The sequence below is a fragment of the Gemmatimonadaceae bacterium genome, assembly GCA_019637445.1.
Classification (GTDB): domain Bacteria; phylum Gemmatimonadota; class Gemmatimonadetes; order Gemmatimonadales; family Gemmatimonadaceae; genus Pseudogemmatithrix.
On the sequence record JAHBVS010000002.1, the window covers coordinates 139,073 to 163,130 of the forward strand.

22 protein-coding genes are annotated in these 24,058 nt (G+C 67.2%); 18 read left to right on the forward strand and 4 right to left on the reverse strand.

The genetic code is table 11. The features are described from left to right. Positions 1-23 precede the first annotated feature (23 nt). From trpS to KF709_10865, 6 genes are all read left to right on the forward strand, one after another. Positions 24-1,016, forward strand: coding sequence for a tryptophan--tRNA ligase (gene trpS / locus KF709_10840; protein MBX3174899.1), 993 nt, complete (start codon positions 24-26; stop codon positions 1,014-1,016). Next, complete coding sequence (locus KF709_10845) at positions 1,009-1,590, forward strand: MgtC/SapB family protein (GenBank protein ID MBX3174900.1); 582 nt, start codon at positions 1,009-1,011, stop codon at positions 1,588-1,590. Before trpS ends, KF709_10845 begins: the two co-directional genes overlap by 8 nt. 35 nt (positions 1,591-1,625) lie before the next feature. Next, on the forward strand, positions 1,626-2,663 hold the full coding sequence (locus KF709_10850) for a D-2-hydroxyacid dehydrogenase (GenBank protein ID MBX3174901.1): 1,038 nt from the start codon (positions 1,626-1,628) through the stop codon (positions 2,661-2,663). Positions 2,664-2,676: 13 nt separating this feature from the next. Next, on the forward strand, positions 2,677-3,741 hold the full coding sequence (locus KF709_10855; GenBank protein MBX3174902.1) for a PilT/PilU family type 4a pilus ATPase: 1,065 nt from the start codon (positions 2,677-2,679) through the stop codon (positions 3,739-3,741). Further along, positions 3,738-4,616 (forward strand): dihydrodipicolinate synthase family protein, encoded by an 879-nt coding sequence (locus tag KF709_10860; GenBank protein MBX3174903.1) that lies wholly within the window; start codon positions 3,738-3,740, stop codon positions 4,614-4,616. Before KF709_10855 ends, KF709_10860 begins: the two co-directional genes overlap by 4 nt. A gap of 907 nt (positions 4,617-5,523) precedes the next feature. Then, positions 5,524-6,684: an IS30 family transposase gene (locus KF709_10865; GenBank protein MBX3174904.1), complete on the forward strand. Its 1,161-nt coding sequence runs from the start codon at positions 5,524-5,526 to the stop codon at positions 6,682-6,684. Between the two features lie 806 nt (positions 6,685-7,490). Here the strand turns inward: KF709_10865 and KF709_10870 are convergent. The 3 genes from KF709_10870 to KF709_10880 form a co-directional block, all read right to left on the reverse strand. After that, positions 7,491-8,789, reverse strand: coding sequence for an amidohydrolase family protein (locus KF709_10870; protein MBX3174905.1), 1,299 nt, complete (start codon positions 8,787-8,789; stop codon positions 7,491-7,493). Next, positions 8,786-9,652 carry a hypothetical protein gene (locus tag KF709_10875; GenBank protein MBX3174906.1) on the reverse strand — a complete coding sequence of 289 codons (867 nt, stop codon included), beginning with the start codon at positions 9,650-9,652 and terminating at the stop codon, positions 8,786-8,788. The genes KF709_10870 and KF709_10875 overlap by 4 nt, the downstream gene beginning before the upstream one ends. A 401-nt stretch (positions 9,653-10,053) precedes the next feature. Then, a complete protein-coding gene (locus tag KF709_10880; protein ID MBX3174907.1) occupies positions 10,054-10,374 on the reverse strand; it encodes a transposase in 321 nt (106 codons plus the stop codon). Between the two features lie 334 nt (positions 10,375-10,708). On the opposite strand from KF709_10880, the gene KF709_10885 reads away from it, so the two are divergent. The 9 genes from KF709_10885 to KF709_10925 all read left to right on the forward strand — a co-directional run bounded on the left by KF709_10885 (position 10,709) and on the right by KF709_10925 (position 17,921). Beyond that, complete coding sequence (locus KF709_10885; GenBank protein ID MBX3174908.1) at positions 10,709-11,269, forward strand: dihydrofolate reductase family protein; 561 nt, start codon at positions 10,709-10,711, stop codon at positions 11,267-11,269. 44 nt (positions 11,270-11,313) lie between these two features. Beyond that, entirely contained in the window at positions 11,314-11,661 is a 348-nt protein-coding gene (locus KF709_10890; protein MBX3174909.1) for a hypothetical protein, read from the forward strand. 63 nt (positions 11,662-11,724) lie between these two features. After that, positions 11,725-11,883 carry a hypothetical protein gene (locus KF709_10895; protein ID MBX3174910.1) on the forward strand — a complete coding sequence of 53 codons (159 nt, stop codon included), beginning with the start codon at positions 11,725-11,727 and terminating at the stop codon, positions 11,881-11,883. 138 nt (positions 11,884-12,021) lie between these two features. After that, complete coding sequence (locus KF709_10900; GenBank protein ID MBX3174911.1) at positions 12,022-12,315, forward strand: transposase; 294 nt, start codon at positions 12,022-12,024, stop codon at positions 12,313-12,315. A 49-nt stretch (positions 12,316-12,364) separates the two neighbouring features. Continuing rightward, positions 12,365-13,180, forward strand: a complete 816-nt coding sequence (locus KF709_10905; GenBank protein ID MBX3174912.1) for an IS3 family transposase — start codon at positions 12,365-12,367, stop codon at positions 13,178-13,180. A gap of 101 nt (positions 13,181-13,281) precedes the next feature. Continuing rightward, positions 13,282-14,499 (forward strand): RHS repeat-associated core domain-containing protein, encoded by a 1,218-nt coding sequence (locus KF709_10910; protein MBX3174913.1) that lies wholly within the window; start codon positions 13,282-13,284, stop codon positions 14,497-14,499. A 228-nt stretch (positions 14,500-14,727) separates the two neighbouring features. After that, positions 14,728-15,330 carry a hypothetical protein gene (locus KF709_10915; protein ID MBX3174914.1) on the forward strand — a complete coding sequence of 201 codons (603 nt, stop codon included), beginning with the start codon at positions 14,728-14,730 and terminating at the stop codon, positions 15,328-15,330. Between the two features lie 256 nt (positions 15,331-15,586). Further along, positions 15,587-16,867 (forward strand): adenylosuccinate synthase, encoded by a 1,281-nt coding sequence (locus tag KF709_10920; protein ID MBX3174915.1) that lies wholly within the window; start codon positions 15,587-15,589, stop codon positions 16,865-16,867. 31 nt (positions 16,868-16,898) lie between these two features. Continuing rightward, a complete protein-coding gene (locus tag KF709_10925; GenBank protein ID MBX3174916.1) occupies positions 16,899-17,921 on the forward strand; it encodes a YpdA family putative bacillithiol disulfide reductase in 1,023 nt (340 codons plus the stop codon). On the opposite strand, the gene KF709_10930 is transcribed toward KF709_10925, so the two are convergent. Further along, entirely contained in the window at positions 17,863-19,908 is a 2,046-nt protein-coding gene (locus KF709_10930) for a PAS domain-containing protein (protein MBX3174917.1), read from the reverse strand. The two genes, KF709_10925 and KF709_10930, sit on opposite strands and share 59 nt — an antisense overlap. Before the next feature lie 261 nt (positions 19,909-20,169). Here KF709_10930 and KF709_10935 point away from each other — a divergent pair, with 261 nt between their 5' ends. From KF709_10935 to KF709_10945, 3 genes are read left to right on the forward strand one after another with little or no spacing between them, the layout of a single operon-like run. Continuing rightward, positions 20,170-21,549, forward strand: coding sequence for a glycine--tRNA ligase (locus tag KF709_10935; GenBank protein MBX3174918.1), 1,380 nt, complete (start codon positions 20,170-20,172; stop codon positions 21,547-21,549). After that, on the forward strand, positions 21,542-23,143 hold the full coding sequence (locus KF709_10940; GenBank protein MBX3174919.1) for a hypothetical protein: 1,602 nt from the start codon (positions 21,542-21,544) through the stop codon (positions 23,141-23,143). Before KF709_10935 ends, KF709_10940 begins: the two co-directional genes overlap by 8 nt. Positions 23,144-23,150: 7 nt before the next feature. Beyond that, on the forward strand, positions 23,151-24,002 hold the full coding sequence (locus tag KF709_10945; GenBank protein MBX3174920.1) for an aminotransferase class IV: 852 nt from the start codon (positions 23,151-23,153) through the stop codon (positions 24,000-24,002). Positions 24,003-24,058 lie beyond the last annotated feature (56 nt).

The following is a 24,058-nucleotide window of genomic DNA, read 5'->3' on the forward strand; positions in this document are numbered from 1 at the left end:
TCTACGCTCCGTAACTTCGTGTGATGACGCGTGTCTTCAGCGGGATCCAGCCCTCCGGCGAACTCCACATCGGCAACTACCTGGGGGCCGTGAAGAATTGGGTCGCGCTGCAGCACGAGCACGAGTCGTTCTTCTGCATCGTAAACTACCACGCCATCACCATCGCCTACGCGCCAGAGGACCTGCGGCGCCGCACGCGCGACATGGCGATCTCGCTGCTGGCCTCGGGGCTCGACCCCGCCAAGTGCACGCTCTTCGTGCAGAGCGACGTGCCGCAGCACACCGAGCTGCAGTGGGTCTTTAACACCGTGACCCCACTCGGCGAGCTCGAACGCCAGGTGCAATTCAAGGACAAGTCCGCCAAGCAGGAGCAGGTGATGGCCGGCCTGCTCAACTATCCCGTGCTGCAGGCGGCGGACATCCTGCTGTATCTCGCGGACACCGTGCCCGTGGGCGAGGACCAGGTGCAGCACCTGGAACTCTCGCGCGTGGTGGCCCGCAACTGGAATGCGCGCTTCTCGCCCGACGCGCCGTTCTTCCCCGAGCCCAAGCCAAAGCTCACCGCGACGCGGCGCATCGTGGGTCTCGACGGGCAGGCGAAGATGAGCAAGTCGCTGGGCAACACCATCGGCCTGCTGGAGACGCCGGACGAGATGTGGGCCAAGCTGCGGCCCGCCATCACCGATCCCGCGCGCCAGCGGAAGACCGATCCCGGCACGCCCGAGCAGTGCAAGACGATCTTCGAGCTGCACAAGGCCTTCTCGCCCGAGGCGACGGTCGCCGAGGTGGATGCGAACTGTCGCGGCGCCAAGTGGGGCTGCATCGACTGCAAGAAGGTGCTGCACGCGAACATGGTCGAGGAACTGACGCCCATCCGCTCGCGCGCCGAGTCGTTGCAGGCCAACCCGGCCGAAGTGGATGCACTGCTCGGCAAGGGCGCGGCGCGCGCGCGCGAGGTGGCGAGAGCCACGATGAACACCGTGCGCGACAAGATGGGGCTCGACGCGCGTGGCTGACTTCCTTGCGCTCGTCGAGACGCTGCGCCTCGACCTGGGGGCGAAGATCCTCGTCGCCATCCTGGCGGGCGGCGGCATCGGGCTCGAGCGCGAGATGCGGGGCAAGCCGGCAGGCCTGCGCACGAACATCCTCATCTGCATCGGCTCGACGTTGTTGATGGATCTCTCGATTCGCATCACGCAGGACAGCGGTGTGGGTGACCCTGGCCGCATCGCCGCACAGGTGGTCACGGGGATCGGCTTCCTCGGCGCGGGCACCATTCTGCACACGCGCGGGGCCATCACCGGGCTTACCTCCGCGGCGACGATCTGGGTCGTGGCGGCGATTGGGCTCACGGTCGGCGCGGGCTACCACTTCGAGGCGCTGGCCGCGACGGCGACGGTGATGATCGTGTTGCGCGGGCTTGGGTGGATCGAGGGGCGCTTCCTCGCGCGGCACGACGACAATCATCATCCGCACGCGGAGCGCAGTGAGGATCGCAGCGCGGCGGACACGCCGCCGCGTGGCGGACGTCGGGCCGCCGATCGCGACCCGAGTGCGGCGCGCGGCACGATAGCCGATCGTGATGCCTAAGACCTGCGCCAACGGCGCTCGTAGTCTCCCGCGCGATGTCTGATCGCCTGCTGGTCGTGGACCTCCGCTCCAAGGCGGAGGCCTTCAACCTGCCTGACCGCGTGGCTGCGGCGATCCGCGAGGCCACGCCGGACGGCTGGCGCACGCACATCGTGGAGGCCGAGACCGATTCCTTCGGCGATGGCGCGCAGCAGCCGAGTGACGAGTCTCTGCGCGTCATTCCCGACGCCGAGGTCTACTTCGGTTTTGGGATGCCGCGCTCGCTGTTCCTCGCGGGCAAGCAGCTCAAGTGGGTGCAGACGGGCACGGCGGGCGTCGCGACGCTCTTGTTCGACGAAGTGCGTGAGGGCGATGTGCTGCTGACCAACGCCGCCGGCACCTACGGCCCGACCATCGCCGAGCACGTGCTGGCGGGTGTGCTGCACTTCCTGCGTGCGTTGGATCTCGCCGCCGAGATGCGTCGCGACCGAAACTGGGACCAGAGCGCCTTCGCCACCTCGCGCGCTTTGGTGCGTGAGATTGACGAGTGCCACGTGCTGGTCATCGGCGCGGGTGGACTTGGCAGCGAGATCTCCTGGCGCTTCGAGGCCTTGGGCGCGCGTGTCACCGGTATCCGTCGACGGCCGGGACTCGGCGCGCCACACGGCTTCGCGGCCATCCACGGACTCAGCGAACTCGATGGCCTGCTGCCGCACGCGGACGTGATTGTCCTCTCGACGCCGCTGACCGACGAGACGCGGCAGCTGCTCGACGCCAAGCGGCTCAAGGCACTGCGGCCGGGCGCGATCGTGGTAAACGTCGCACGAGGTGCGTTGCTGGACGAAGCGGCCTTGGCCGAGGGGCTCGAGGCCGGCCGTATCCGTGGGGCGGTATTGGACGTCTTTGCCAAGGAACCGCTGGCGGCGGACAGCCCGCTATGGCACCTTCCGCAGGTTCTCTGGACCCCGCACGTCAGTGGTGTGTCGCCGCGGCGTTTCTGGGACCGGTTGCAGGCGTTGTTCCTCGACAATTGGGCGCGCTATCGGGCGGGGGAACCCCTCCGCAACGTGGTGGACAAGCGCGCCGGCTACTGACCCGACGGAGCCGATGGAAAAGATCATCAAGGCGGCGGTGGAGCGCGGCGCAAGCGACCTGCACATCAAGGCCGGCGACGTCTTTCGCGCGCGCATCGACGGCAAGCTGGTGCCGCTCACCAAGCAGTCGCTCACGCCCGAGCAGACCAAGAGCATCGCGCTGCGGCTGATTGCCAACGAGGACGACCGGGCGCGCATCGACAAGATCAACGACTACGACTGCTCCTGGGGCGCGCCGGGCATCGGGCGCTTCCGCGTAAACATCCTGCGGCAGCGCTCGAGCTTCATGATCGTGATGCGCGTCATTCCCTTCGAGGTGCCGAGCTTCGAGCGGCTGGCCGTGCCGCCCGTGCTCAAGCAGATCTCCGAGGCCGAGCGCGGGATGATCCTCGTCACCGGTGTGACGGGCTCGGGCAAGAGCACGACGATGGCGGCGATGATCAACCACATCAACCAGCACGCCAACAAGCACATCGTCACGCTGGAGAACCCGATCGAGTTCCTGCATCGCGACCTGCAGAGCTCGGTGACGCAGCGCGAGATCGGCGTGGACACCGCCGACTTCCGGATGGGCCTGCGCGCGGCACTGCGCCAGGATCCCGACGTCGTGCTCATCGGCGAGATGCGTGATGCTGAGACCATCGACACGGCGATGAAGGCGGCTGAGACGGGGCACCTGTTGATCTCGACCGTGCACACGCCCGATGCGCAGAGCACGGTGCTGCGCATCATGGCGATGTTTCCGCCCGAGGAGCAGGACGTCGTGCGCGTGCGGCTCGCCGAGTCGCTGCACGCCGTCGTGTCTCAGCGGCTGCTGCCGCGCAAGGATGGGAACGGGCGCGTGGCCGCGTTGGAGATCATGATCGTGACACCGACGATCCGCGACTTGATGCTCGACCGTGACCGGGTCAACGAGATCCGCGACTACATCGCCGCCGGCCGCGAGCAGTATGGGATGCAGACCTTCGACCAGCATCTGGAGCAGCTGGTGCAGGAGGAACAGATCGAGCTCAAGGTGGCACTGGCGGCATCGACGCGGCCGAGTGACTTGGCGCTCAAGTTCAACATGGGTGGATGATGCGCAGCCTGAGCGGGGTGTTTGGACCGGTCACGACGCCGTTCGTGACAGGGTCGGAGGATCTGGACCTTGAGGGCTTCGCGGCGAACGTGCGCGCGCACCTGGCGGAGGGGCTATCGGGAATCGTCGTTGCTGGCTCGACGGGTGAGGCAGCGCTGCTCGCAGAGGATGAGCGGGTACGGCTACTCTCGACGGCGCGGCCGCTGATTGCTGCCGACCAGTGGCTCATTGCGGGCTGCGGGGCGGAGAGCACGCGGCAGACGGTCGCGCGCTGCGCCGCCGCGAAGGGCGCCGGCGCGGATGCGGTGCTCGTCGTGGCGCCGCACTACTACGCGTCCTCGATGCAGATGGCGGAGCTGCGGACGCACTATCGGCGCGTGGCGGACGAGTCGCCGCTTCCGGTGATGCTCTACAACATCCCGAAGTACATGCATTTCGCGTTGCCGGCGGAATTGGTGGCGGAGCTGGCCGAGCACGAGAACGTGATTGGGATCAAGGACAGCTCGGGGTCGCTGGATCAGCTCGCGGGGTTCCTGAAGGCGCAGTCGGATTCCTTCTCCGTGATCACGGGGTCTGGGTCGACGTTCCGGGCGGCGCTGGAGGCTGGGGCACGCGGCGGGATTCTCGCCGTCTCACTCTTTGCCGCAGACCTCACGCTCAAGGTGTTGCGCGGCGTGCAGACTGCGAATGCGCACGGGATCACGGAGGCGCAGGCGGCGCTCAAGCCGATGGCGGACGTGATTGTCGCGAAGCTCGGCGTGCCCGGAGTGAAGGCGGCGTTGGATGCGGTGGGGAAGGTTGGTGGGGTGCCGCGTCAGCCGTTGTTGGCGTTGGATGCGGGGGGACGAGCCGAAGTGGCGGGGGTGTTGGCGTAGGGCTGTTTCGTCCTGCTCACAGCTTTGCATTCACAGGCGGGGCAGGCATGGATGCGCCGCTGGGGCGCGTCGGGCGCGCGGTTGGCAAGTGATTGGATTGGTGGAGCTTGCGCGCCGGCGTGTGTGGCAGACCTACCGGTGCATATAGCACCTGGCGCGTGCGAGATGCACTTGTAGGTGTGAATGATGCTGCTTGCTAATTCACGTTAGGGCGGTCGGTTTGCGTTCGTGACCGCCGACAATGTGCACGGGTAGTTCTCAGCGATGCGACAACGGCCCCTCATCCTTGCGGCTCCGTCAGGCTGGCGCTGGGTTGCCCGCGTTTCGAGCGCAGTTGTGGCGTCCTTCGGGCTCGCAAGCTGCAATCCGGACAACTTGACCGTGTGCAACGGCGGCGCCCCAAACTGGGACCGCCCCTCGATTCAGGTGCGGGTCACGGACACTGCCTGGTCCGAGGTGAACGCAGCGGGCTTCACGCTGACGCAGCGTGCGGACGGCTTCCTCGACTCTCTTGTCGTGCCAGTTGACACATCAGCTTACGGTTGGCTTCACGTGGAGAGCGCGGTGGGACGCCCTGGCGTCTATGACATTTCCATTTCGCATCCGGCGTACGAGACCTGGGTGAGAACGGGACTTCGCGTGACCAGTGGCAGCTGCGGCCTGCGCACCTGGAGACTAGCAGCGCTTATGGTGCCGCGCGCGACGCCCTAACGACGCTTGCAGCAGATGGCCGTGCGTCGGAGGCGGCGGCGGGGCCGCCGCCTGTTGGCCTAGGGCGAGGTGTTTGCGGCGGCCCCGCCGCCGCGTCTTATTTGAACGGCCACAGCTGAAGCAAACGTTAGGCGGACTGGGTTCAAAGGGTCGATGCAACACCTTCATGGGTCCCTTCTATATGGAGGCAGTTGCGATGTTCATCCCCAGCGCGCACGGCTACACCTGGCAGCAGCGCACCGAGCTCTGGCGGCGCTACCGCGCCGGCGACTCGATCCGTGAGATCGCCGCCGACCTCGCCAAGAACCCCGGCGCCGTCCACGGCGTGATCCGCCTGGAGGGCGGCATCTCGCCGCGCCTCCGCGCCCGCTCGGAGCGCGTGCTGTCGTTCGAGGAGCGCGAGGTCGTCTCGCGGGCGCTGGCCGCGGGCGAGTCCTTCCGCGCCATCGGGCGTCGCCTCGGCCGCGCGGCGTCGACCATCAGCCGTGAGGTCGCGCGGCACGGCGGCCGCACGAGGTACCGTGCGATTCGCGCCGACGGCCGCGCGTGGGAGTTCGCGCGCCGGCCGAAGGCCTGCCGCCTCGCGTCCCGGCCGCGCCTGCGCTATCTCATTGCCGTGAAGCTCAAGGCCCAGTGGTCGCCGGAGCAGATCAGCGGCTGGCTGCGCCGCGAGTTCCCCCACGCGCCGGAGCTGCAGGTGTCGCACGAGACGATCTATCGCTCGCTCTACGTCCAGGCGCGCGGCGTGCTCAAGAAGGAGCTGCTCACGCACCTCCGCACGGGGCGCGTCGTGCGGCGCTCCCGCGCGTCGACGCGCAAGGGGCAGGGGCGCGGCCAGATCGTCGACGCCGTCCCCATCAGCGCGCGCCCGGCGGAGGCCGCGGACCGCGCCGTGCCGGGCCACTGGGAGGGCGACCTCCTCGCGGGCGGCGGCAACACGCACATCGCCACGCTCGTCGAGCGCAGCTCGCGCTTCGCCATCCTCGTGAAGGTCGCGAGCAAGGAGCCGAGCCAGGTGGTGCCCGCGCTCATCCGGCAGATCCGCCGGCTGCCGACGCACGTCACGCGCTCCCTCACCTGGGACCGCGGCACGGAGCTCGCGCACCACCGGCGTTTCGCCGTGGCCACCGGCGTGCAGGTCTACTTCTGCGACCCCTACAGTCCCTGGCAGCGCGGCACGAACGAGAACACCAACGGCCTGCTGCGGCAGTACTTCCCGACCGGCGCGAGCCTCGCCAACGTTACGCAGCGGCAGCTCGACGCCGTCGCCGACCGGCTCAACGGCCGGCCCCGCAAGACGCTCGACTTCCACACGCCGGCGGAAGTGTTCGACGAAGCCGTTGCATTGATTGCTTGAATTCACCGGACATCAGAGACCTTCGTGTCATAGGAGATGCGCAGTGAGAGTCTTCGGCCTCCTCCTCTTCCTGCTCCCGTGGCACGCCCTCGCAGCGCAGACACCGGCGGTCGAGTGCGCCGCCGTGCCGCCAGACTCCGTGCGATTCGGATCACAGCCGGTGTTTGCGGCTTGCGAGGTCGAGACGCCAGCCCGCCCGCGTGGAGGCGGGCGCCCCACAGGGGTGGTATTTCCAGACGGCATTCAATGCCTCGTCGCCGAACTCGAATTCGTGGTCGACGAGCGCGGTGTACCTGCTCTCGAGCGCGCGCGCGTACTCTTTGCGACCTCGCCGGAGTTCGGGGAGGCGGCCCTGCGGGCGCTCCGTCGCCGACGCTTCACACCCGCCCGACGCGAGGCGACGGCGGTTCGGCAGCTCGTCACCGATCGCATCGTTGTCGAGGATGAGCGCGTGCCCTTCGTGGCTGGGCGTCCGGGGGATCAGCGCCCCCCAGCTTGCCCCCGTCCCGGTGCCGCTAGCAATGGTTCTCGCTTCACGCCGTACCGCCTAACGTGACTTGATGGGCTGACAACCGGCTGCGGCACAAGCGCACGTTATGCGCCCTGGGCTCAGAAGGTCGATGCGGCGAACGCCAGCGCTGCATATGAACACCCGGCGACGACGGCGCAGAAGAGCACGCGAAGGTGCGATCTCCTTTGGAGGTCCGCGAGTGGCACGATCACTTTGGATGTCTCCATTCGGTCCCCTGGGGTTGCAGCGTGGCATATGTCGATTCCGAGCTTCGCTCGGCAAGCCTGCTTGCAGGCTATCTCGCCTTTGCTTCGGCCAGCATCTCGTCCAGTCGCACCCGATCGAGCCACCATCCCGCGGCCATCACACCAACTGGGGCGCGAAGCGTGGCGAGGTCTTTCAGCGGGTTGCCCCGGAGAAGAATAAGGTCGGCCCGCGCTCCCACGCGAATGATCCCACCTGTCGAATCGCCGAGAAACATCGCCGGGTTGCGCGTTGCTGCGACGAGCGCTTCCCATCTGGTGAAGCCCGCGTCACGCACCAGTGTCTCCAGCTCATCGTGCACCGAGAATCCGAGGACCATCAGTGGATTCGGAGCATCCGTTCCCAGCAGAAAGCGCGTATCGCTGTCGCGCAGTGTCTTGAGCAGCGCGGTCTGGAAGTGATAGTACGGCGACAACCTCACCGGCCGTCGGTCTCCGCGCCGCAGCGTCGACCACCACGCCAGTGTCGTAGAGTCCACATAGGCCATCTCCGGCCGCTCGAACGCGGCCGCGTACTCCGATGTGCCGGCGCCGTCGAGTGCGCGCAGCGATGCCAGAGTTGGCGTCAGCCAGACGCCCTTGCCCGCGAACAGCGCGCGTGCTTCCGGCAGCCTGGCCGAATCGGGATTGTGGCCGGCCAGGGCGAACGCAACCTTGTCCGTGTGCTGTATCGCCTGGCCCGCAGCGATGACGCGCTTCAGGCCAACGCTGGCTGGCACATGGCCGTCTAGCGGAAGGCCGAGCGTTCGGCCAGCCGCTTCGAGTGCCTCATAGGCTTCGGGCGACAGGTCGTCGTAGATCTTCAGGAACTGGTATCCCGCGTCCTTCGCTTCATGTGCCGCCTCGTATGCATCCTGCTCCGAGACGATCAGCCGGTGTCTGACACGCAGTGGGATGCCAGTCAGCAGCGGCGATGCGACGACAAGCCGCGGGCCGACAACCTGACCTGTCGCGATCTGGTCGCGAAGCTCGATGTGCGCGGGACTTCCGTTCATCTCGCGGACGAGCGTGACGCCGTTCGCGAGGAACAGAGGAATCGATGAGCGGGTCATGTGCGCGTGCATGTCCGACAGGCCGGGCATCAGCACCTGTCCGGTGGCGTCGATGCGACACGCGTCCGGCGGCACCTGCACAGACCCCATGGCGGTGATGCGACCGTCGCGCACGAGCACCGTCTGCCGCCGCAGCAGCGCAGAATCGATCATCGTCAGCACGTCGGCGCCGACGAATGCGACGGGGACGCCCGGCGCGCAGGTCTGCTCCACCACCAAAGCCGGCCACATGCTCATGGTGGTCAGAGCAACCAGTGCGGAAGTGAATGCAGGCTTCATCGTGACGCTCCCTCGGTGATAGTTGAGGCTTCGGTTTCGGCGTAAATCGCGTCGCCGTATCGCACCGCGCCCGGCAGCAGCTTCCGATAGAGGCGCGCCGCCAGATCGCGCGCGCGCTCACCGGGCCAATCCGGCGGGAGCAGTTCCCCCGGCACGTTCGGGTCGTCCCACGCAACGCCGAGGAATCCGAAGACGACGGCAAATCGCCATCGGAACGCGTCGGCGTCGTCGATTCTCCGTGCTGCGGTCCGCTCGAGTCTCTGAAGCTGCGCTTCGACCTTTGCGTACCGCCGTCCCAGCTCCCCCACCTTCCAGAGGGCCGTGAGGGCGGCGGTGGATTCGGCGTTGCCCGGCACGCCGCGTAGAATGACGACTTCCCGCCTGCTGGCCGCTGGCAACGCCTCGTACAGGCGACGCTCCGCCCGTCGTGGATGGGCGTAGAGGTTCGCGTCCACGCTCGCAAACCCCTCCACCGCCAGCAGCGCAATCACGCGTTCACGCTGCTTCGCCACTGCCGGCCGCCGCAGCCCGACGTGCACGAACGTCCACTGGCCATCCCACCGCTCGTCGCGTGCGGCGAACAGTTTCTCGGTTCCCGCATCGATCTCCGCGCGCGCGTACGCCGACGGGCGATAGAACTTGGTGCGCCGCGCCCTGCGGCCGATCAGCTCACCATCCTGCTCCATGCGGTAGAGCGTTTGCCGCACGGCGTCCTCGTTTCGGCCGAGCGCAGTCAGGGCGCGCACGAACCAGCTGCCGGGCAGCTGTCCGCCGTGGCGCCCGCCGTAGTAGCTGAACGCCGAGTAGACGAAGTAGCTGATCGGGACTCGGGCAATACCTGACAGCAAATCGACAGTTGACATGATTTATGTCAAGTATATCTGCCGGACTGCGCCCCCGCAAGGCTGTGCAGCGACCCGACCACCGGTCACGCCGGCCCCGCACAGACTATAGCGGGATAGGACGTGCAATCGGGGTCGGTCGAGTACACCGTCCGATCGCCGACCGCGCGAGCACCGATGAACGGGTTGCGGCGGGGCGTCGGGGCCGTGCTCGGGGGGCGCGGGAGGCTGCCGTCGCTTGGCGCGCGGCGCCCAGTCCGGACGGTCTTCGGGTCGAGGAGGAACACCGCGCGCCGCAAGGTGCGGCCGTGGACGCGCGTGCGCGGAGGTGCGTGAGGATCCGGTCGATCACCGACGCCTGCGTGATGAAGGCGACGATCCGCATCGTGCCGTGGCAGGATGGGCACGCGAGGGGGGCGACTTTACAGATCTGGCGCGAGTCGTCCCGCGGGCACGATCGGCGGCGGCACCGCCATGGCCGTGGACTCCGCCTGCCGTCGCATCCCGCGCGGGCGGCTGGCAGACCAGCCGTAGCAGCGCGTGGTGACGTGCCCCTTCTCAGGGGTGTGGACCAGCTCCCGGGCCAGGAACTCCAGCGGGTCCACGGTCTCGGTCCCCGCCGTTGGCCCCTCCGACTTGTCGGAGCGATACGCCGCCGCCTGCGCGGTGTCGAACAGATCCAGGCTGAAGCGCCGGAGCACGGCGCGGCGGAACGCCTCGGTCAACGGAGCGGTGTCATGCACGGCCCATGCGACGAGCGTCCCGTCGGGCCGAAAGCCGCCGTCGGTGACGAGCGGATGGAGGTGCGGATGCCAGTTTGCCCCTTGCCGTGCGTCTTCAAGCAGGCCACGATGCCCACCGCGCGCTCCGGGACCGGGCAGCGCCGAGCATACGCCCGACTCGGGTGCGGCCCGTCATCGTTCCGTTGCGCGGCGGGCCCTCTGGTCGCAACGTTCGCGAGGCGCCGGAATGGCGATGATTGCTGCAGACGGGCGTCTATGGAAGCGCGCTGCGCGCGCATGTTATTGGAGCGCCCGCTGCAGAAGCTGACGCCTTGCGGGCCGTCCACACATCTCCATGAGAACACAGTACTATACGGCTGCGAGCCTTGATGGGTTCCTCGCCACCGATGACCACTCGATCGACTGGCTGTTCCCGCTCGCCGACTTGAATGCCACCGGCTACCCGGAGTTCTTCGCTCAGGTCGGTGCGCTGGCCATGGGATCCGCCACCTACGAGTGGATTCTGCGGAATGTCGCCACGGTTGCCGCGCAGACGGGCTCACGCTGGCCCTACACCCAGCCGACGTGGGTCTATACCACTCGCCGGCTTCCTACGGTCCCGGGCGCTGACCTCCGCTTTGTGCAGGGACCGGTCCCGCCCGTGCATGCCGCGATGGTCGCTGCGGCGGGTCAACGCAATCGCTGGGTCGTTGGTGGCGGTGAACTCGCGGGCCAGTTCTACGATGCGGGCCTGCTGGACGAGCTCATCATCCAGGTCGGTTCCGTCACGCTCGGGCGCGGCAAGCCGCTGTTCCCTCGGCAGGTGCTGAGTCCCACACTCCGGCTCCGTGGCGCCCGCATGATTGGCGAAGGAATGGCGGAGTTGCGATACTCGGTCGAGTGCTCACCTCGGTGAGTGCCGCATTACGACTTTGACGCCATGGATTACCGCGAGACGCAATGAAACTACTTTGGCCACCCCGCCCGCTTGGACTGGGAACGCCGCTTGGGCTCGCCGCACCGTCCGGTCGCACGCGGCCAGATCTGCTCCGAGACCTGCGCCTCGTTCCGGTGTTCGGCATTTTCACTGCGCTACTGATCGTCGCCGTTGACGTCCTGCTGTTCTACGGGGCCACGATTGGCCGCATGCCCTCGCTCGACGATCATCCCGCGGTTGTATCCCGCGTCTTCGTGTCACTGTTCGGAGGCGTGCTTGAAGAAGTGATGTTTCGCCTCATGCTCGCCACGTTCATTGCGTGGTTGGCATATCTCGCGCTCTCTCGCGTCGTGGAGAAGCCGAAAGAGTAGGCGCAGTGGTGTGGCACTCTCGCGGCGGCGGCGATCACCGGCCTGTGGTGGCACCTCAGCAGTATGGATGATCCGTTCACCGTTGCGCGCGTGCTGACCGTGAACATGATTGCCGGCGTCATGTATGGCTGGCTCTACTGGTCCAGAGGGCTCGAGGTCTCAGTGATGACCCATACGGTCGTTTATCTTTGCCTCTACATCGCAGTCCCGGCACTTCGCTGACGCTGACAGGCTCGCAGTGCAGTCGCCCGTAGCTGGAGAGAACTCGTATCGCAGTTCGATCGCGTGGTGGGGTGATGTTCACCCGATTTAGTGGACACCGCAACGGTCCAGAGAGAGCTTCTGGACAGGAGGTGATCCATGCGGAAGAAGCAGCCGAAGGCGTACAGCCTGGAGTTCCGGGAGGAGGCGCTGCGACGGGTGCTGGAGGGCTCGACCCCGATCCGGGCGCTCGCGCAGGAGCTGGGCGTGCACGTGGAGACGCTCCGCAATTGGCGCCGCGACGCGCGGGTGGCGGGGTATGCGGAGCCGGACCAGCGTCCCAAGACGTTGGCGGAGGAGAACCGCGAGCTGCGGCGCGAGAACGCGCGCTTGAAGGAGGAGCGCGACATCCTAAAAAAAGCGACGGCCTTCTTCGCCAGGGATGCCCGCTGAAGTATGCGTTCATCCGCGCGCACGCCCGCACGTGGCGCGTAAGCACGCTGTGCCGCGTGCTCGGGGTGTCGAGGGCCGGCTCAAGTGGCGGGCGGAGCCGTTCAGCAAGCGCCGACAGTCGGACGCGGCGCTGCTAGTGCACGTGCGGAAGCACTTTTACCGACTGCGCCGGCGCTACGGCAGCCCACGGCTCTGCCGCGAGCTCCGGGCAGAGGGCCACGTGTGCAGCGAGAAGCGCGTGGCGCGGCTGATGCGGCTCGCGGGGCTGCGGGCGAAAGGCGCGCACCGCTTCGTGGTGACGACGAACTCCGAGCACACGCAGCCCGTCGCGCCCAACCGGCTCGGCCGGCGTTTCGCGGTCGGCACCCGGACGGACCTCAATCGCCGCTGGGCGGCCGACATCACCTACATCCCCACGCACCAAGGATGGCTCTACCTGGCCGTGATCCTCGACGTGGCGTCCCGCCGCGTCGTCGGCTGGGCGACGAGCGTCCGGCTCGATCAGGAGCTGGTGCTCGCGGCGCTCAAGATGGCGCGCTGGCGCCGCGGGGCCTGCGGCGCGCTGCACCACTCCGACCGGGGATCGCAGTACGCGAGCGCGGCCTACCAGCGGGCGCTCCGGGACGGCGGCATGGTCTGCAGCATGAGTCGGACGGGCGACTGCTGGGACAACGCGGTGGTGGAGAGCTTCTTCGCGACGCTGACGAAGGAGCTGCTCGATGACGGCGTATTCGAGACGCGCGAGGACGCGCGCCACGAGCTTGGCACCTTCATCGAGGCGTGGTACAATCGGGAGCGGCGACACTCGTCACTGGGCTTCCGCTCGCCGGTCGAGTACGAAACGCAGGTCTGTCGGGCAGGCTAACATGGGTGTCCACGGGAGCGGGTGAACTCCAGAATATCACTTACGACGCCTCCGGCAACGTTGCGACTCAGAAGAGCATTCGACGCGTCTGGACCCCAGTCATGTGCGAGGATACGTTCTCGCGTGCGACTGGCGGCCATCTCTGGACCTGGAACTTCTACGATGCGAACGAGAAGCCCCGACGGGTCCAGCAGTATCGGGTTGTCAATGACACTGTTGGTGGCGTAGCGCAGACGCACGACTATTGGTATGACGCGCTGGGGCGTCGGGTGCTGGCGCACACGTACGCAGACACGCTTGGTTGCGGTGATCCTCCGACCACCAGCCCGCATCCTGAGGCGTGCCAGCAGTCGCTGACGCGCGCCGCGTGGGACGGTGACTTCCTTCTCTGGGAGTCGCGGCGGCCTGCGGCCTGGAATCTGTCGCCAGCAACGCTAGACGTTTCTCCCTCGAACGATGCGTGGTACGGCCAGCGACGGAACATGCAGGCGGGCGCCATCGACGTGCCTCTGCTGGTCTGGAACGGCAGCGGGGTCGGGCTCTCGATCATTCGAAACTGGCGCGGGAACGCAGCAGGCGAGATCCAGATCTCGGGAACGACACTCGGCTACGAACCCGTTTGGCCAGCTGCGCAGGTCGACATTCGGCACGCTCCAGATGCGAGGACCAGCCCCCCACAGACCAACAGCTGGTGGGGGAGCCTCGTGAGCGATCAGGCTGATGCCACGGGGCTGCTCTATCGCCGAAATCGATACTACGATCCGCAGACGGGTCGATTCACGCAGGAGGACCCGATCGGGCTCGCGGGCGGGCTGAATCTGTACGGATATGGGGATGGCGACCCCGTCAACTCGGGCGATCCGTTTGGGCTATGTCCAGACTGCCTCTTCGATGTTGCCATGATCGTCGCAGGAATCGCCGACATCAAGAAGAACGGGCTAGGGATCGGGAACGGTCTCGCACTCGCGATCGACGTCGTCGCAGCGGTCGTTCCGATGGTTCCGGCGGTCGCCGGGGCAGGAATGCGCAACGCACGTGTCGCGGCGGCGGTGCGGCGCGGCAACCAAGCGCATGACGCTTACTTCGCGGAGAAGACTGCCGAGGGAGGCTGGAACGTCAACAAGACCCTTGGGAAGGAACGCTTGAGACCTGATGCGTGGAAACGCGACGGCAACCACATTATCGTTGAGGACCTCAAACCCAACACCGAGAGCGGACGGCGGGCGGCAGCCGCGTCAGCGAGGAAGTACGAGCGCGCCGCTGCGCAGCAGTGCCCGGAATGCACGTACGAGTTTCGTGCCAAGTACTATGACCCTTGATCGCCGATGCTAGCCTCCATCATCTATCACTCAACAGATTTTTCGGAGCGTTCCACTCATCTCGCTGGCCTGATACAGAGTCTGAGCGCTGCATCTGGTCGCCGGACGGTCGTTGGGTGCAAACATGTGCGGCGCGAGTCGACCCGTCCGTCGCGACGAGTTCGCCTAACTACCGAAATCGAGCGGACTCTGATTGCGGATGCAGCTGCTGGCGAACTGTCAGCCGTAATGCTGGATTTTGAGGGCGATGCGTTGGAAGGTTCTCGCCTTGAAGTGGATCTCTGGTTGTCGACCGCCGTAACGTCTCGGCGTGCGGCCTATCCGTTCGAGGTCAAGCTGATACTTCGGCCGGGCGACGGGACGCGTGCGCTCGGCAGTTTTTCGACGATCACGATCGAATGCTTCGCCCAGCTTCGCGCATCCTACGGCTTCATTCATCGCGCGAGAACGTACGCGGAGGCTCAGATGGAGTTGGACGCGATTCCCTCATCGTTGCTAGGCAGTGAACCTTCGGACGACGAGCGAGAGCACTGGGCCTGGCTTGGGTTCTGGCAGCGTTATCGCCATGAGGTTGGCGACTACGTTCGAACTGCGTACTTGGGCAACCTTCTGGGTTCTGCGCTGGTTGACCGACTAGGCGGCTTGTCCACGCTGCAGGCTGAGGCCCCGGCGGCGGTTATCGAGGCCATTCCGTCGGGAGGTGTGTACTTGCAGGCTGAAGTCGAGGGAGACTGGGTTTCGAGAGACTCGATCGATTCTCTCGCGAGGTATCTGCGCCACGTCTCGCTGGAGGCACAGCACCCTGAGTTCGCGCCGACCCGCGGATCGTAGCGAGGCGGGTTTCCTTCGGGGCTGCGACCGATTTCGATGGCCGCGTCCCGATTGCGCGTGGCCTACGTGTCGAGGGCCTCGTGCTCATTGGCGAACAGTGAGCGCCGATCCGGGGTACTCAGACCTTGGTTGCCTCCGACGGCACTCTCCGTAGATTTCTTCAACGCCCCGCCTGCCGGGGCGTTTTTTTGTGGTTTTTCGCCGCCCCTCCACTGGGCCGGCCGCGCGCCCCCCTCGCCGCCCTCGCAGACCAAGAATGTTCGATACCAAGACTCGCACCATCGTGATCGTCGGCGCCCAGTGGGGCGACGAGGGCAAGGGCAAGCTGGTGGACGTACTCGCCGAGCGTGCCGACTGGGTTGTGCGCTACCAGGGCGGCGCCAACGCGGGCCACACGGTGCACGTCGGTGACGAGTCCACGGTGCTGCACCAGGTGCCCAGCGGCATCCTGCACGGCGGTGTGCGCTGCGCCATCGGCAACGGCGTGGTGCTGGATCCCGAGTCGATGTTCGAGGAGGTCGACGCGCTGGTGGCGAATGGCGTGGACGTCGCGGGCCGGCTCTATCTGTCGGACCGCGCGCATCTCGTGATGCCCTACCACAAGCTGGTGGACAAGGAGAGCGCCGCCAGCAAGGCCATCGGCACCACGGGGCGGGGCATTGGCCCGGCCTACGAGGACAAGGTCGCGCGCCGCGGCATCCGCGTGCTCGACCTGCGCAATCCAGCTCGCCTCAAGGCGTTGGTGGAGAAGGGCACGGACTACGCCAACCACATCCTGGCGGGCTTCGGTTCGGAGAAGCGCGCAGACTCGGCGTTCACGCTCGCCGCGCTGGAGAAGATCGCGCCGCGGCTGTTGGCGATCGCCGAAGACGTGGGACTCGCCGTGCACCGCGCGCAGAAGCAGGGCGCGGCCGTGCTGCTCGAGGGCGCACAGGGTTCGCTGCTCGACGTGGACCACGGCACCTATCCGTTCGTGACGTCGTCGAGCACGACAGCCGGTGGCGCGGCCATCGGCGTGGGCATCTCGCCGCGCTCGCTGGACGCAGTGATCGGTGTGGTGAAGGCCTATACCACCCGCGTCGGTGGCGGCCCGATGCCGACCGAGCTCAACGACGCGATGGGTGAGGAGCTGCGGAAGGTCGGCAATGAATTCGGCGCTACCACGGGCCGTCCGCGCCGCTGCGGCTGGTTCGACGCCGTCGTCGTGCGCTACGCAGTGCGCGTGAACGGGCTCACGGGCCTGGCGATCACGAAGCTCGACGTGCTCGATCATCTCGAGAAGATCGCGCTCTGCACGGGCTATAAGATCGGCGGCGAGGTGGTGAGCGAGTTCCCGGGCGACATCGCCGAGCTGGAGGGCATCGAACCTGTGTACGAGTGGTTCGATGGGTGGAAGACGCCCACCAGCGGCGCGCGCAAGCTGACCGAGCTACCGACGAACGCGCGAAAGTATCTCGATCGCATCGTCGAGCTGGTGGAGTGCCCGGCGCAGTACGTGAGCGTCGGCACCCGCCGGGACCAGATCATCGGGCTGTGAGCGACACCGGCTCCGCCTGCATCATCGGGCTGTGAGCAGCACCGGCCCCGACCGCGCGGTGCTGCACGCCGTGAAGGACGCCGGCCCGCTGCCGGTGGCCGTGGTCGGGGCAGGGCCCTGTGGTCTCGCGGCGGCCGCGGCCATCGAGAAGATCGGCATTCCGGCCGTGGTGTTTGACCGCGGCTGCGTGGTGAGTTCGATCGCCTCGTACCCGTCGTTCATCACTTTCTTCTCCACCGCCGAGAAGATTGCGATCGCCGATGTGCCCTTCGCGCTGGCCGGCGAGAAGCCGACGCGTCGCGACGCCCTCGCCTATTATCGCGGCGTGGTGAATCATCTCGGCCTTCGGGTGCGGCAGTACGAGCCGGTGGTGCACATCCGTCGAGAGGGCGATGGCTTCCTCCTGCACTCCAAGCCGCGCGGCAGCGAAATCGTCTCCACCCACGCCCGCGCCGTGGTCCTCGCCACCGGCTACTTCGGGACGCCCAATCTCCTCAAGGTCCCGGGAGAGGAACTGCCGCACGTGACGCACCTCTACCGCGAGGGCCACGAGGCCTTCCAGCGCGAGGCCATCGTCGTCGGCGGCGGCAACTCAGCGGCCGAGGCGGCGCTGGATCTGTATCGCCACGGCGCGCGCGTGACACTGGTGCATTTCGGGCCGACCTTCGACAAGAACATCAAGCCCTGGGTGCTGCCCGATCTTGAGAACCGGATGAAGGACGGCAGCATCGCGGTGCGTTGGAACACGCGCGTGACGGCCATCGAGCCTGGGCGCGTGCACGTCGAGGGGCCGGACGGGGAAGGGATCCTACCGGGCCAACACGTCTATCTGATGACCGGATTCACGCCCGACTCGGAGTTGCTGCGTGAGCTCGGTGTGCGGATCGATGACAAGACAGGCATCCCCAAGCACGACCCGTCGACGATGGAAACCAATGTGAAGGGCGTGTTCCTGGCCGGTGTGCTGGCCAGCGGCTACGACGCCAACAAGGTGTTCATCGAGAACGGGCGAGGGCACGGGGCGCAGATTGCTGCGGCGCTCGCGGCAGGGTGAATGTGAACACGCTGCCGCGGCCTTCGGCCGGCGCGACAGCGATGGTTCCGCCGTGGCCTTCCACGGCCAGCTTGCAGAAGGCGAGGCCGAGTCCCGAGGAGTGATACCGCGGGTCGTGCCGGCCCGTTGCGTATTTCTCGAAGAGTCGCGGGCGTAGGTCGTCCGGAATGCCGTCGCCCTCGTCGCGGACCGAGACGGCAACGCCGTCTGCATCCTCCCGCACGTCCAGCGTGATGGTACCGCCTGCCGGCGTGTGCTTCAGCGCGTTGCTCACCAGGTTCTCGAGGACGCGCCGTACGAGGTCGGCGTCGCAGTCGACCGTAACGCGGACCGTTGACTCGCAGCGGATGCTCCGCGAGCGGTCCATCACCGCAAAGGTCCGCGCCGTCTCCCGCGCCAGTTCGCAGAGCTCCGTCGGCGTGCGGTTGATCGGCATCTGCCCCGACTCGAGCCGGCTCACGTCGAGGATCGTGTTGGCCATCCGATTCACGGCCTGCGCGGCGCCGAGCGCATCCATCACCACGCCGTCGGGCCCGTCGCCAGACTCGGCCTGCGCCATCTCCAGGTTGGCGATGATCACGGTGAGGAAACCGCGGAGGTCGTGCACGATCATCTTCGACAGGTCGTCGCGCAGTCGCTCGAGGTCCTGCAGCTGGTGCAGCTGCTCGGCGAGCCGCTGGCGCGCCTGGTGCAGTTCCTCGGTGCGCTTGTCCACCTGCTCCTCCAGCAGTTGCTGCGTCTGGCGGCTCTCGAGCACGGCGGAGAGCATCTCGACCAGCGAGGCGAGGAGATCGCGTTCCTCCCGGAGAAACGGACCTTCGTCCGCGTCGGGCTTCTGCTCCGTGTAGGCCACCGCGACGGAGCCGCTCCGCCCAATCGCCGTGAGCGGGGCAGATTGCATCCAGGCGGTCTCGCGCCAGCCGGGCGTTGCGACCTCGACCTCGCCGAGCACAATGCGCGCTTCGGTGCACTCCGGGTACTGCCAAGCGGCGGGCATCAATGCCACCACGTGCCCGAGCAGCTCGCGCGTATCCGACCACGCGCGCTGCGAGGTGACGGCCGTGGCGTGGAGCAGGCGCAACGCCTTCACCCGTTCGCCAAGGTCGTGCACGAGTCGCGCGCGCTCGAGCTCGGCCACGGTGCGGTCGGTGACATCGACGCTGATGCCGAGGATCTGTGTGATGTCGCCGGCAGCATTGCGAATGGGGGTCGCGGAGCTGACGATGTGTCGGGTCGCACCGTCGGCTCCCAGCGTGCGCAGCGCGATGTGCAGCGGAGCGCCGTGTCTCAGCGTGAGCTCGAATTCCGCCCAGGATTGGTCGCGGTCCTCGGGATGAATCCAGCTGCGCCATTCCGCGCGATCAAAGCTGCGGCGTTCGGTCCCAGCGATACCGCGCGCTCTGAGCGTCCGCTCATCGACGTGGAACTGGCCGGTCGCCAAGTCATAGGTCCAAATGCCGATCTCGCCGAGCTCGAGTGCGAGGTCGAGCCGCGCCTGGGTCGCGGCGCGCTCGCGGATCTCCGACTCGGCCCTGTTCAGCGCGCCCTGGAATGCGGCGGCTGCCATGCCCTGCAGTAGCAGGGAGACGCCGATGACGAGCAGCGTCTGGATCAGCACGGCCAACGGAGGCTCACTGCCGCTCGCGGGGAGAATCCAGCCCGAGAGGTGTCCGAGGGCGAACACGCCGGCGATGACGGCGCCAGCCGCTGCCGCGGCAATCGCTCCCCGCCGCTGCAGCAACACGCTGCCCATCAGCACGAAGACGATGAGATAGGCCGGCATCACCGAGTACAGCCCGCCGTTGAACCAGGCGCGCTCCGTGACGAGGGCCAGCAGCCCCGCGATCAGCAGCCAGCTGGCCAGCGCCACGCGGCCGCTGCGGGCCACGGCGACGACCACCGCCGCGACCACGAGGAGCACGGCCAGCGCGCTCAGGCGGCGGCCGGCGGTCTCGGGCAGCAGCAGGGCCAGGGGAACCATGGTCACCGTGGCGATCGCACAGGTGCCAACGACGACCGTGAGGAGACGCCGCAGCCGAACGCTGCTGTTGCCCGGGGGCGTGAGCCAGCCCAGCGCCCTCGCGAGAGGAGTGCTGGGCCCTGCAGGCGGAGGGGCTGGCGTGGTCGGCAAGGGAGGCGGCTTGGACCTTGTCGGGGGAGCATATCCGCGCACCGGGCAGGTCGCCAGCAGGACGTTAGATTCCCGCATCCATCGCGTTCGTCCTTCGACCTCCGTCCTCCGTCCGCAGTGTCACGCCCCGACGTCCTCGAAACCCTCGTCAGCCTCGCCAAGCGCCGCGGCTTCATCTTCCAGTCCTCCGAGATCTACGGCGGCACCGGATCCGTCTGGGACTACGGCCCGCTGGGCGTCGAGCTCAAGAACAACGTCAAGCAGCGCTGGTGGAACGCCCTCGTGCGCGAGCGCGATGACGTCGAGGGCCTCGACGCCGCGATTCTGATGCATCCCAAGGTCTGGGAAGCCTCCGGCCACGTGTCCGGCTTCTCTGACCCGCTGGTGGACTGCAAGGCCTGCAAGGCGCGCTTCCGCGCCGACAAGCTCGCCGACGCCCAGTGCCCCAGAAAGCCGAGCAAGAAGCCGGGCGAGCACACAGACTGCCAGCTCACCGAGCCGCGGCAGTTCAACTTGATGTTCAAGACCTTCATGGGCCCCGTCGAGGACTCGGCGGCCGTGGTCTACCTGCGCCCCGAGACGGCGCAGGGCATCTTCGTGAACTTCCTGAACGTGCAGCAGGCCACGCGCCAGAAGGTGCCCTTCGGCATCGCGCAGATCGGCAAGGCGTTCCGCAACGAGATCACGCCCGGGAACTTCACGTTCCGCACGCGCGAGTTCGAGCAGATGGAGATGCAGTTCTTCGTCGAGCCGGGCACGGACATGGAGTGGTTCGAGAAGTGGAAGCAGGCGCGGCTCGACTGGCACCTCGGCCTCGGCCTCGAGCGCGACCGCCTCGAGTTCCACCAACACACCGACAAGGAACTCGCGCACTACGCGCGCGCGGCCTTCGACATCAACTTCGACTTCGGTGGCTCGCTGGGCTTCCAGGAGATCGAGGGCGTGCACAACCGCAGCGACTTTGACCTCTCCCAGCACCAGCAGTTCTCGTCGAAGAAGCTGGAGTACGTGGACCAGGCGGCCAACAAGCGCTATCTGCCGTACGTGATCGAGACCTCCGTCGGCGCGGACCGCGTGACGCTCGCGGTGATGGTCAACGCCCTGCGCGAAGAGGCCGTCCCCGGCGAGCAGGAAGGCCGCACGGTGCTGGGCTTCCATCCCGCGTTGGCGCCGATCAAGGCCGGCGTGTTCCCGCTGACCAAGAAGGACGGACAGCCGGAGATGGCCGAGAAGCTAGCGACGGCGCTGCGGAAGAAGTTCAACGTGTTTTACGACGAAGCGGGCGCGATCGGCCGGCGGTATCGCCGGCAGGATGAAGCGGGCACGCCGTTTGGCATCACCATCGACGGCGACTCCACCGCCAACGACGACGTGACGATCCGATTCCGCGACGACATGGGCCAGATCCGCGTCTCGACGTCGAAGGTGGTTGAGATCATCGGCAAGTACATCGAGGCCGACCACGCGAGCGCGCGTGCGTCGCTCGTCGATGGCTGACCGCGACGAGTCGCTCGACGCCCTCCGGCAGCGCGGCGAGGCCTTCCTCGAGGCCATCTCCGAGGAGTACCACGCCGCGTATGCGGGGCTGAAGGGGGAGCCGAAGCTTCAGCCGATCTATGCGGCGCACGAGGCCGCGTACAACGACGAGGCGTTTGCGCAGGCTCTGGAGCTGTTCAAGGCGACGCAGCCGACTGATGGCGGTTCGGGTGCTGGCGCGGGCACTCGCCCAGGCGCTGCGACCACCGCCGGCGCCTTTGCCGAGTCGGCCAGCGCCGCCGCCCATCGCTCGTCCCGCATCCTGCTCGACTGGCTGATCGAATCCCGCATCGGTCGCGAGCTCGCCGCACTGGACGAGCGCGAGATTGCCTGGGAGAACAAGGCCGTCGTCCGCACACCGGACGGTGCCGAGCAGCCCTACCAGAAAGTGCCGATCACGCTGGGCAACACGCGTGACGCCGCTACGCGTCGCGCGCTCGACAACGCCCGCTCCACATTGGTCGAGCGCGAGCTGGCCCCGATGCGCCTCGAGAAGTTCCAGCGCGAACACGAGCTGGTCGCGTCCTTCGGCATCGCCACGGGCTACAACGCCAGCTGGGAAGCCCTGAGCGGCGTCTCGCTCGACGCCCTGCGCGCCGAGTGCGAGGCCTTCTTGCGCGACACGCAGGCCATGTGGGACGAGATCTTCCCTGAGTTCCTCAAGCGTGGCCTCGACCTCACGCCCACCGACGCCACGCGCGCCGACGTCGCCGCGCTGATGCGCGCGCCGCAGTTCGATCCGTATTTCACGGCCGAGGAGATGGAGCGTCAGGTGCGCCGCCAGGTCACGGAGATGGGCACGAGCCCCGACGCCAACGGCCGCGTGCGCTACGACACGGCCGAGCGGGAAGGAAAGCGGCCCCGGGCGTTCTGCGCGCCGGTGCGCATCCCGGACGTGGTGCACCTCGTGCTGCGCCCGCACGGTGGCCAGAACGACTGGATGACCTTGCTCCACGAACTCGGCCACGCGCTGCATTTCGCCAACATGGACCGCGCGCTGCCCTTCGAGTTCCGTTGGCTCGGCGACAACTCGGTCACCGAAGGCTACGCGATGCTCTTCGACCATCGCCTCAAGGACCGTGGCTGGCTCGCGCGTTACAGCGGACTCGGCAAGACAGAACTCGGCGAGTTCCTGCGGTATATGGGCTTTGAGGAACTGCACTTCGTGCGACGCTACTGCGCGAAGCTCATCTACGAGACGCAACTGCACTCTGGTACGGTGGCGTGGAGTGCGCTGCCGGACCTTTTCGTGCAGACGCTCTCGGACGCGACGGGCTTCCGCTACCAGCGCAGTGATGCGTTCGTGGACGTGGACCCGCGCTACTACGCCGCCCGCTACCTCCGCGCCTGGCAGCTGCAGGCCGTGCTCGATGAATCGCTGCGCGAGCGATTCGACGCAGACTGGTGGCGCAATCCGCGTGCGGGCCCGTGGATGGTCGAGGAACTCTTCGCGCACGGCCAGCGCGAGTTGGCGCACGAGCAGGCGCAGCGCGTGGCAGGCAAGGGGCTGTCCTTCGCGCCGGTGATCGCCGGCATCGAACGCATGGTGGGCTGAGTCGCATATGAGCATCGTCTATCTCAACGGCAAGTTCGTCCCGAAAGCGGACGCGATGATCCCGGTGGAGGATCGCGGCTTCATCTTCGGCGACGGCATCTATGAAGTGGTGCGCGTGATCAACGGGCGCATCTTCGCCTGGGACGCGCACGCCGCCCGGATGGCGCAGGGCCTCGCCGGCCTGCGTATCGACGCCAGCGGCGCCGACTCGGCCACGATGCGCGGCGTCTGCGAGCGGCTCGTCACCGAGAACGGACTCGGCGATGGCGAGGCCACGGTCTACCTGCAGGTGAGTCGCGGCGCCGCCCCGCGCACGCATCACTTCCCGCCCGCCGGAACGGCCACGACGATCTACGGCTCGGCCGCGGCCTTCGTGCCGAATCAGCAGATGCGCCAGCGCGGCGCCAAGGGCATCACCTACGCAGACCAACGCTGGGCCCGCTGCGACCTCAAGACTGTGAACCTCCTGGGTCCGGTGCTGGCCCGGCAGGCGGCCGCGGAAGCGGGCGCCTACGAGGCGATCCTGCATCGCGATGGCATGATCACCGAGGGCGCGGCGACGAACTGCTTCGCGGTCATCGATGGTGTCCTCCGCACGGCCCCGCTCACGAACTACATCCTCCCGGGCATCACCCGGGCGATCCTGATGGAGATCGTCCGCGAACACGGCATCCGCTGCGAGGAGCGCCCGTTCACGCTGCGCGAGCTGCCGAACGTGCAGGAGCTCTTCGTCTGCGGCACCACCACCGACGTGCAGGCCATCGTCACGCTCGACGAGCGACCCGTGGCTGGCGGTGTGGTCGGACCGATCACGATGACTCTGCGCGACTCATTGGCGGCTCGGCTGTACGCGGACTAACTGCAACTGATTGCCACAGTGGCACAGAGGCACAGAGGGGTCGGGGCACGCGCTGG

Coding starts and splice junctions, on each gene's coding strand:
- KF709_10940 (MBX3174919.1), top strand. CDS start 21,542: ATGGCTGACCGCGACGAGTCGCTCGACGCCCTCCGGCAGCGCGGCGAG.
- KF709_10895 (MBX3174910.1), top strand. CDS start 11,725: ATGGATGATCCGTTCACCGTTGCGCGCGTGCTGACCGTGAACATGATT.
- KF709_10875 (MBX3174906.1), bottom strand. CDS start 9,652: ATGTCAACTGTCGATTTGCTGTCAGGTATTGCCCGAGTCCCGATCAGC.
- KF709_10870 (MBX3174905.1), bottom strand. CDS start 8,789: ATGAAGCCTGCATTCACTTCCGCACTGGTTGCTCTGACCACCATGAGC.
- KF709_10890 (MBX3174909.1), top strand. CDS start 11,314: ATGAAACTACTTTGGCCACCCCGCCCGCTTGGACTGGGAACGCCGCTT.
- KF709_10945 (MBX3174920.1), top strand. CDS start 23,151: ATGAGCATCGTCTATCTCAACGGCAAGTTCGTCCCGAAAGCGGACGCG.
- KF709_10865 (MBX3174904.1), top strand. CDS start 5,524: ATGTTCATCCCCAGCGCGCACGGCTACACCTGGCAGCAGCGCACCGAG.
- KF709_10855 (MBX3174902.1), top strand. CDS start 2,677: ATGGAAAAGATCATCAAGGCGGCGGTGGAGCGCGGCGCAAGCGACCTG.
- KF709_10850 (MBX3174901.1), top strand. CDS start 1,626: ATGTCTGATCGCCTGCTGGTCGTGGACCTCCGCTCCAAGGCGGAGGCC.
- KF709_10915 (MBX3174914.1), top strand. CDS start 14,728: ATGCTGGATTTTGAGGGCGATGCGTTGGAAGGTTCTCGCCTTGAAGTG.
- KF709_10910 (MBX3174913.1), top strand. CDS start 13,282: ATGTGCGAGGATACGTTCTCGCGTGCGACTGGCGGCCATCTCTGGACC.
- KF709_10860 (MBX3174903.1), top strand. CDS start 3,738: ATGATGCGCAGCCTGAGCGGGGTGTTTGGACCGGTCACGACGCCGTTC.
- KF709_10920 (MBX3174915.1), top strand. CDS start 15,587: ATGTTCGATACCAAGACTCGCACCATCGTGATCGTCGGCGCCCAGTGG.
- KF709_10900 (MBX3174911.1), top strand. CDS start 12,022: ATGCGGAAGAAGCAGCCGAAGGCGTACAGCCTGGAGTTCCGGGAGGAG.
- trpS (MBX3174899.1), top strand. CDS start 24: ATGACGCGTGTCTTCAGCGGGATCCAGCCCTCCGGCGAACTCCACATC.
- KF709_10885 (MBX3174908.1), top strand. CDS start 10,709: ATGAGAACACAGTACTATACGGCTGCGAGCCTTGATGGGTTCCTCGCC.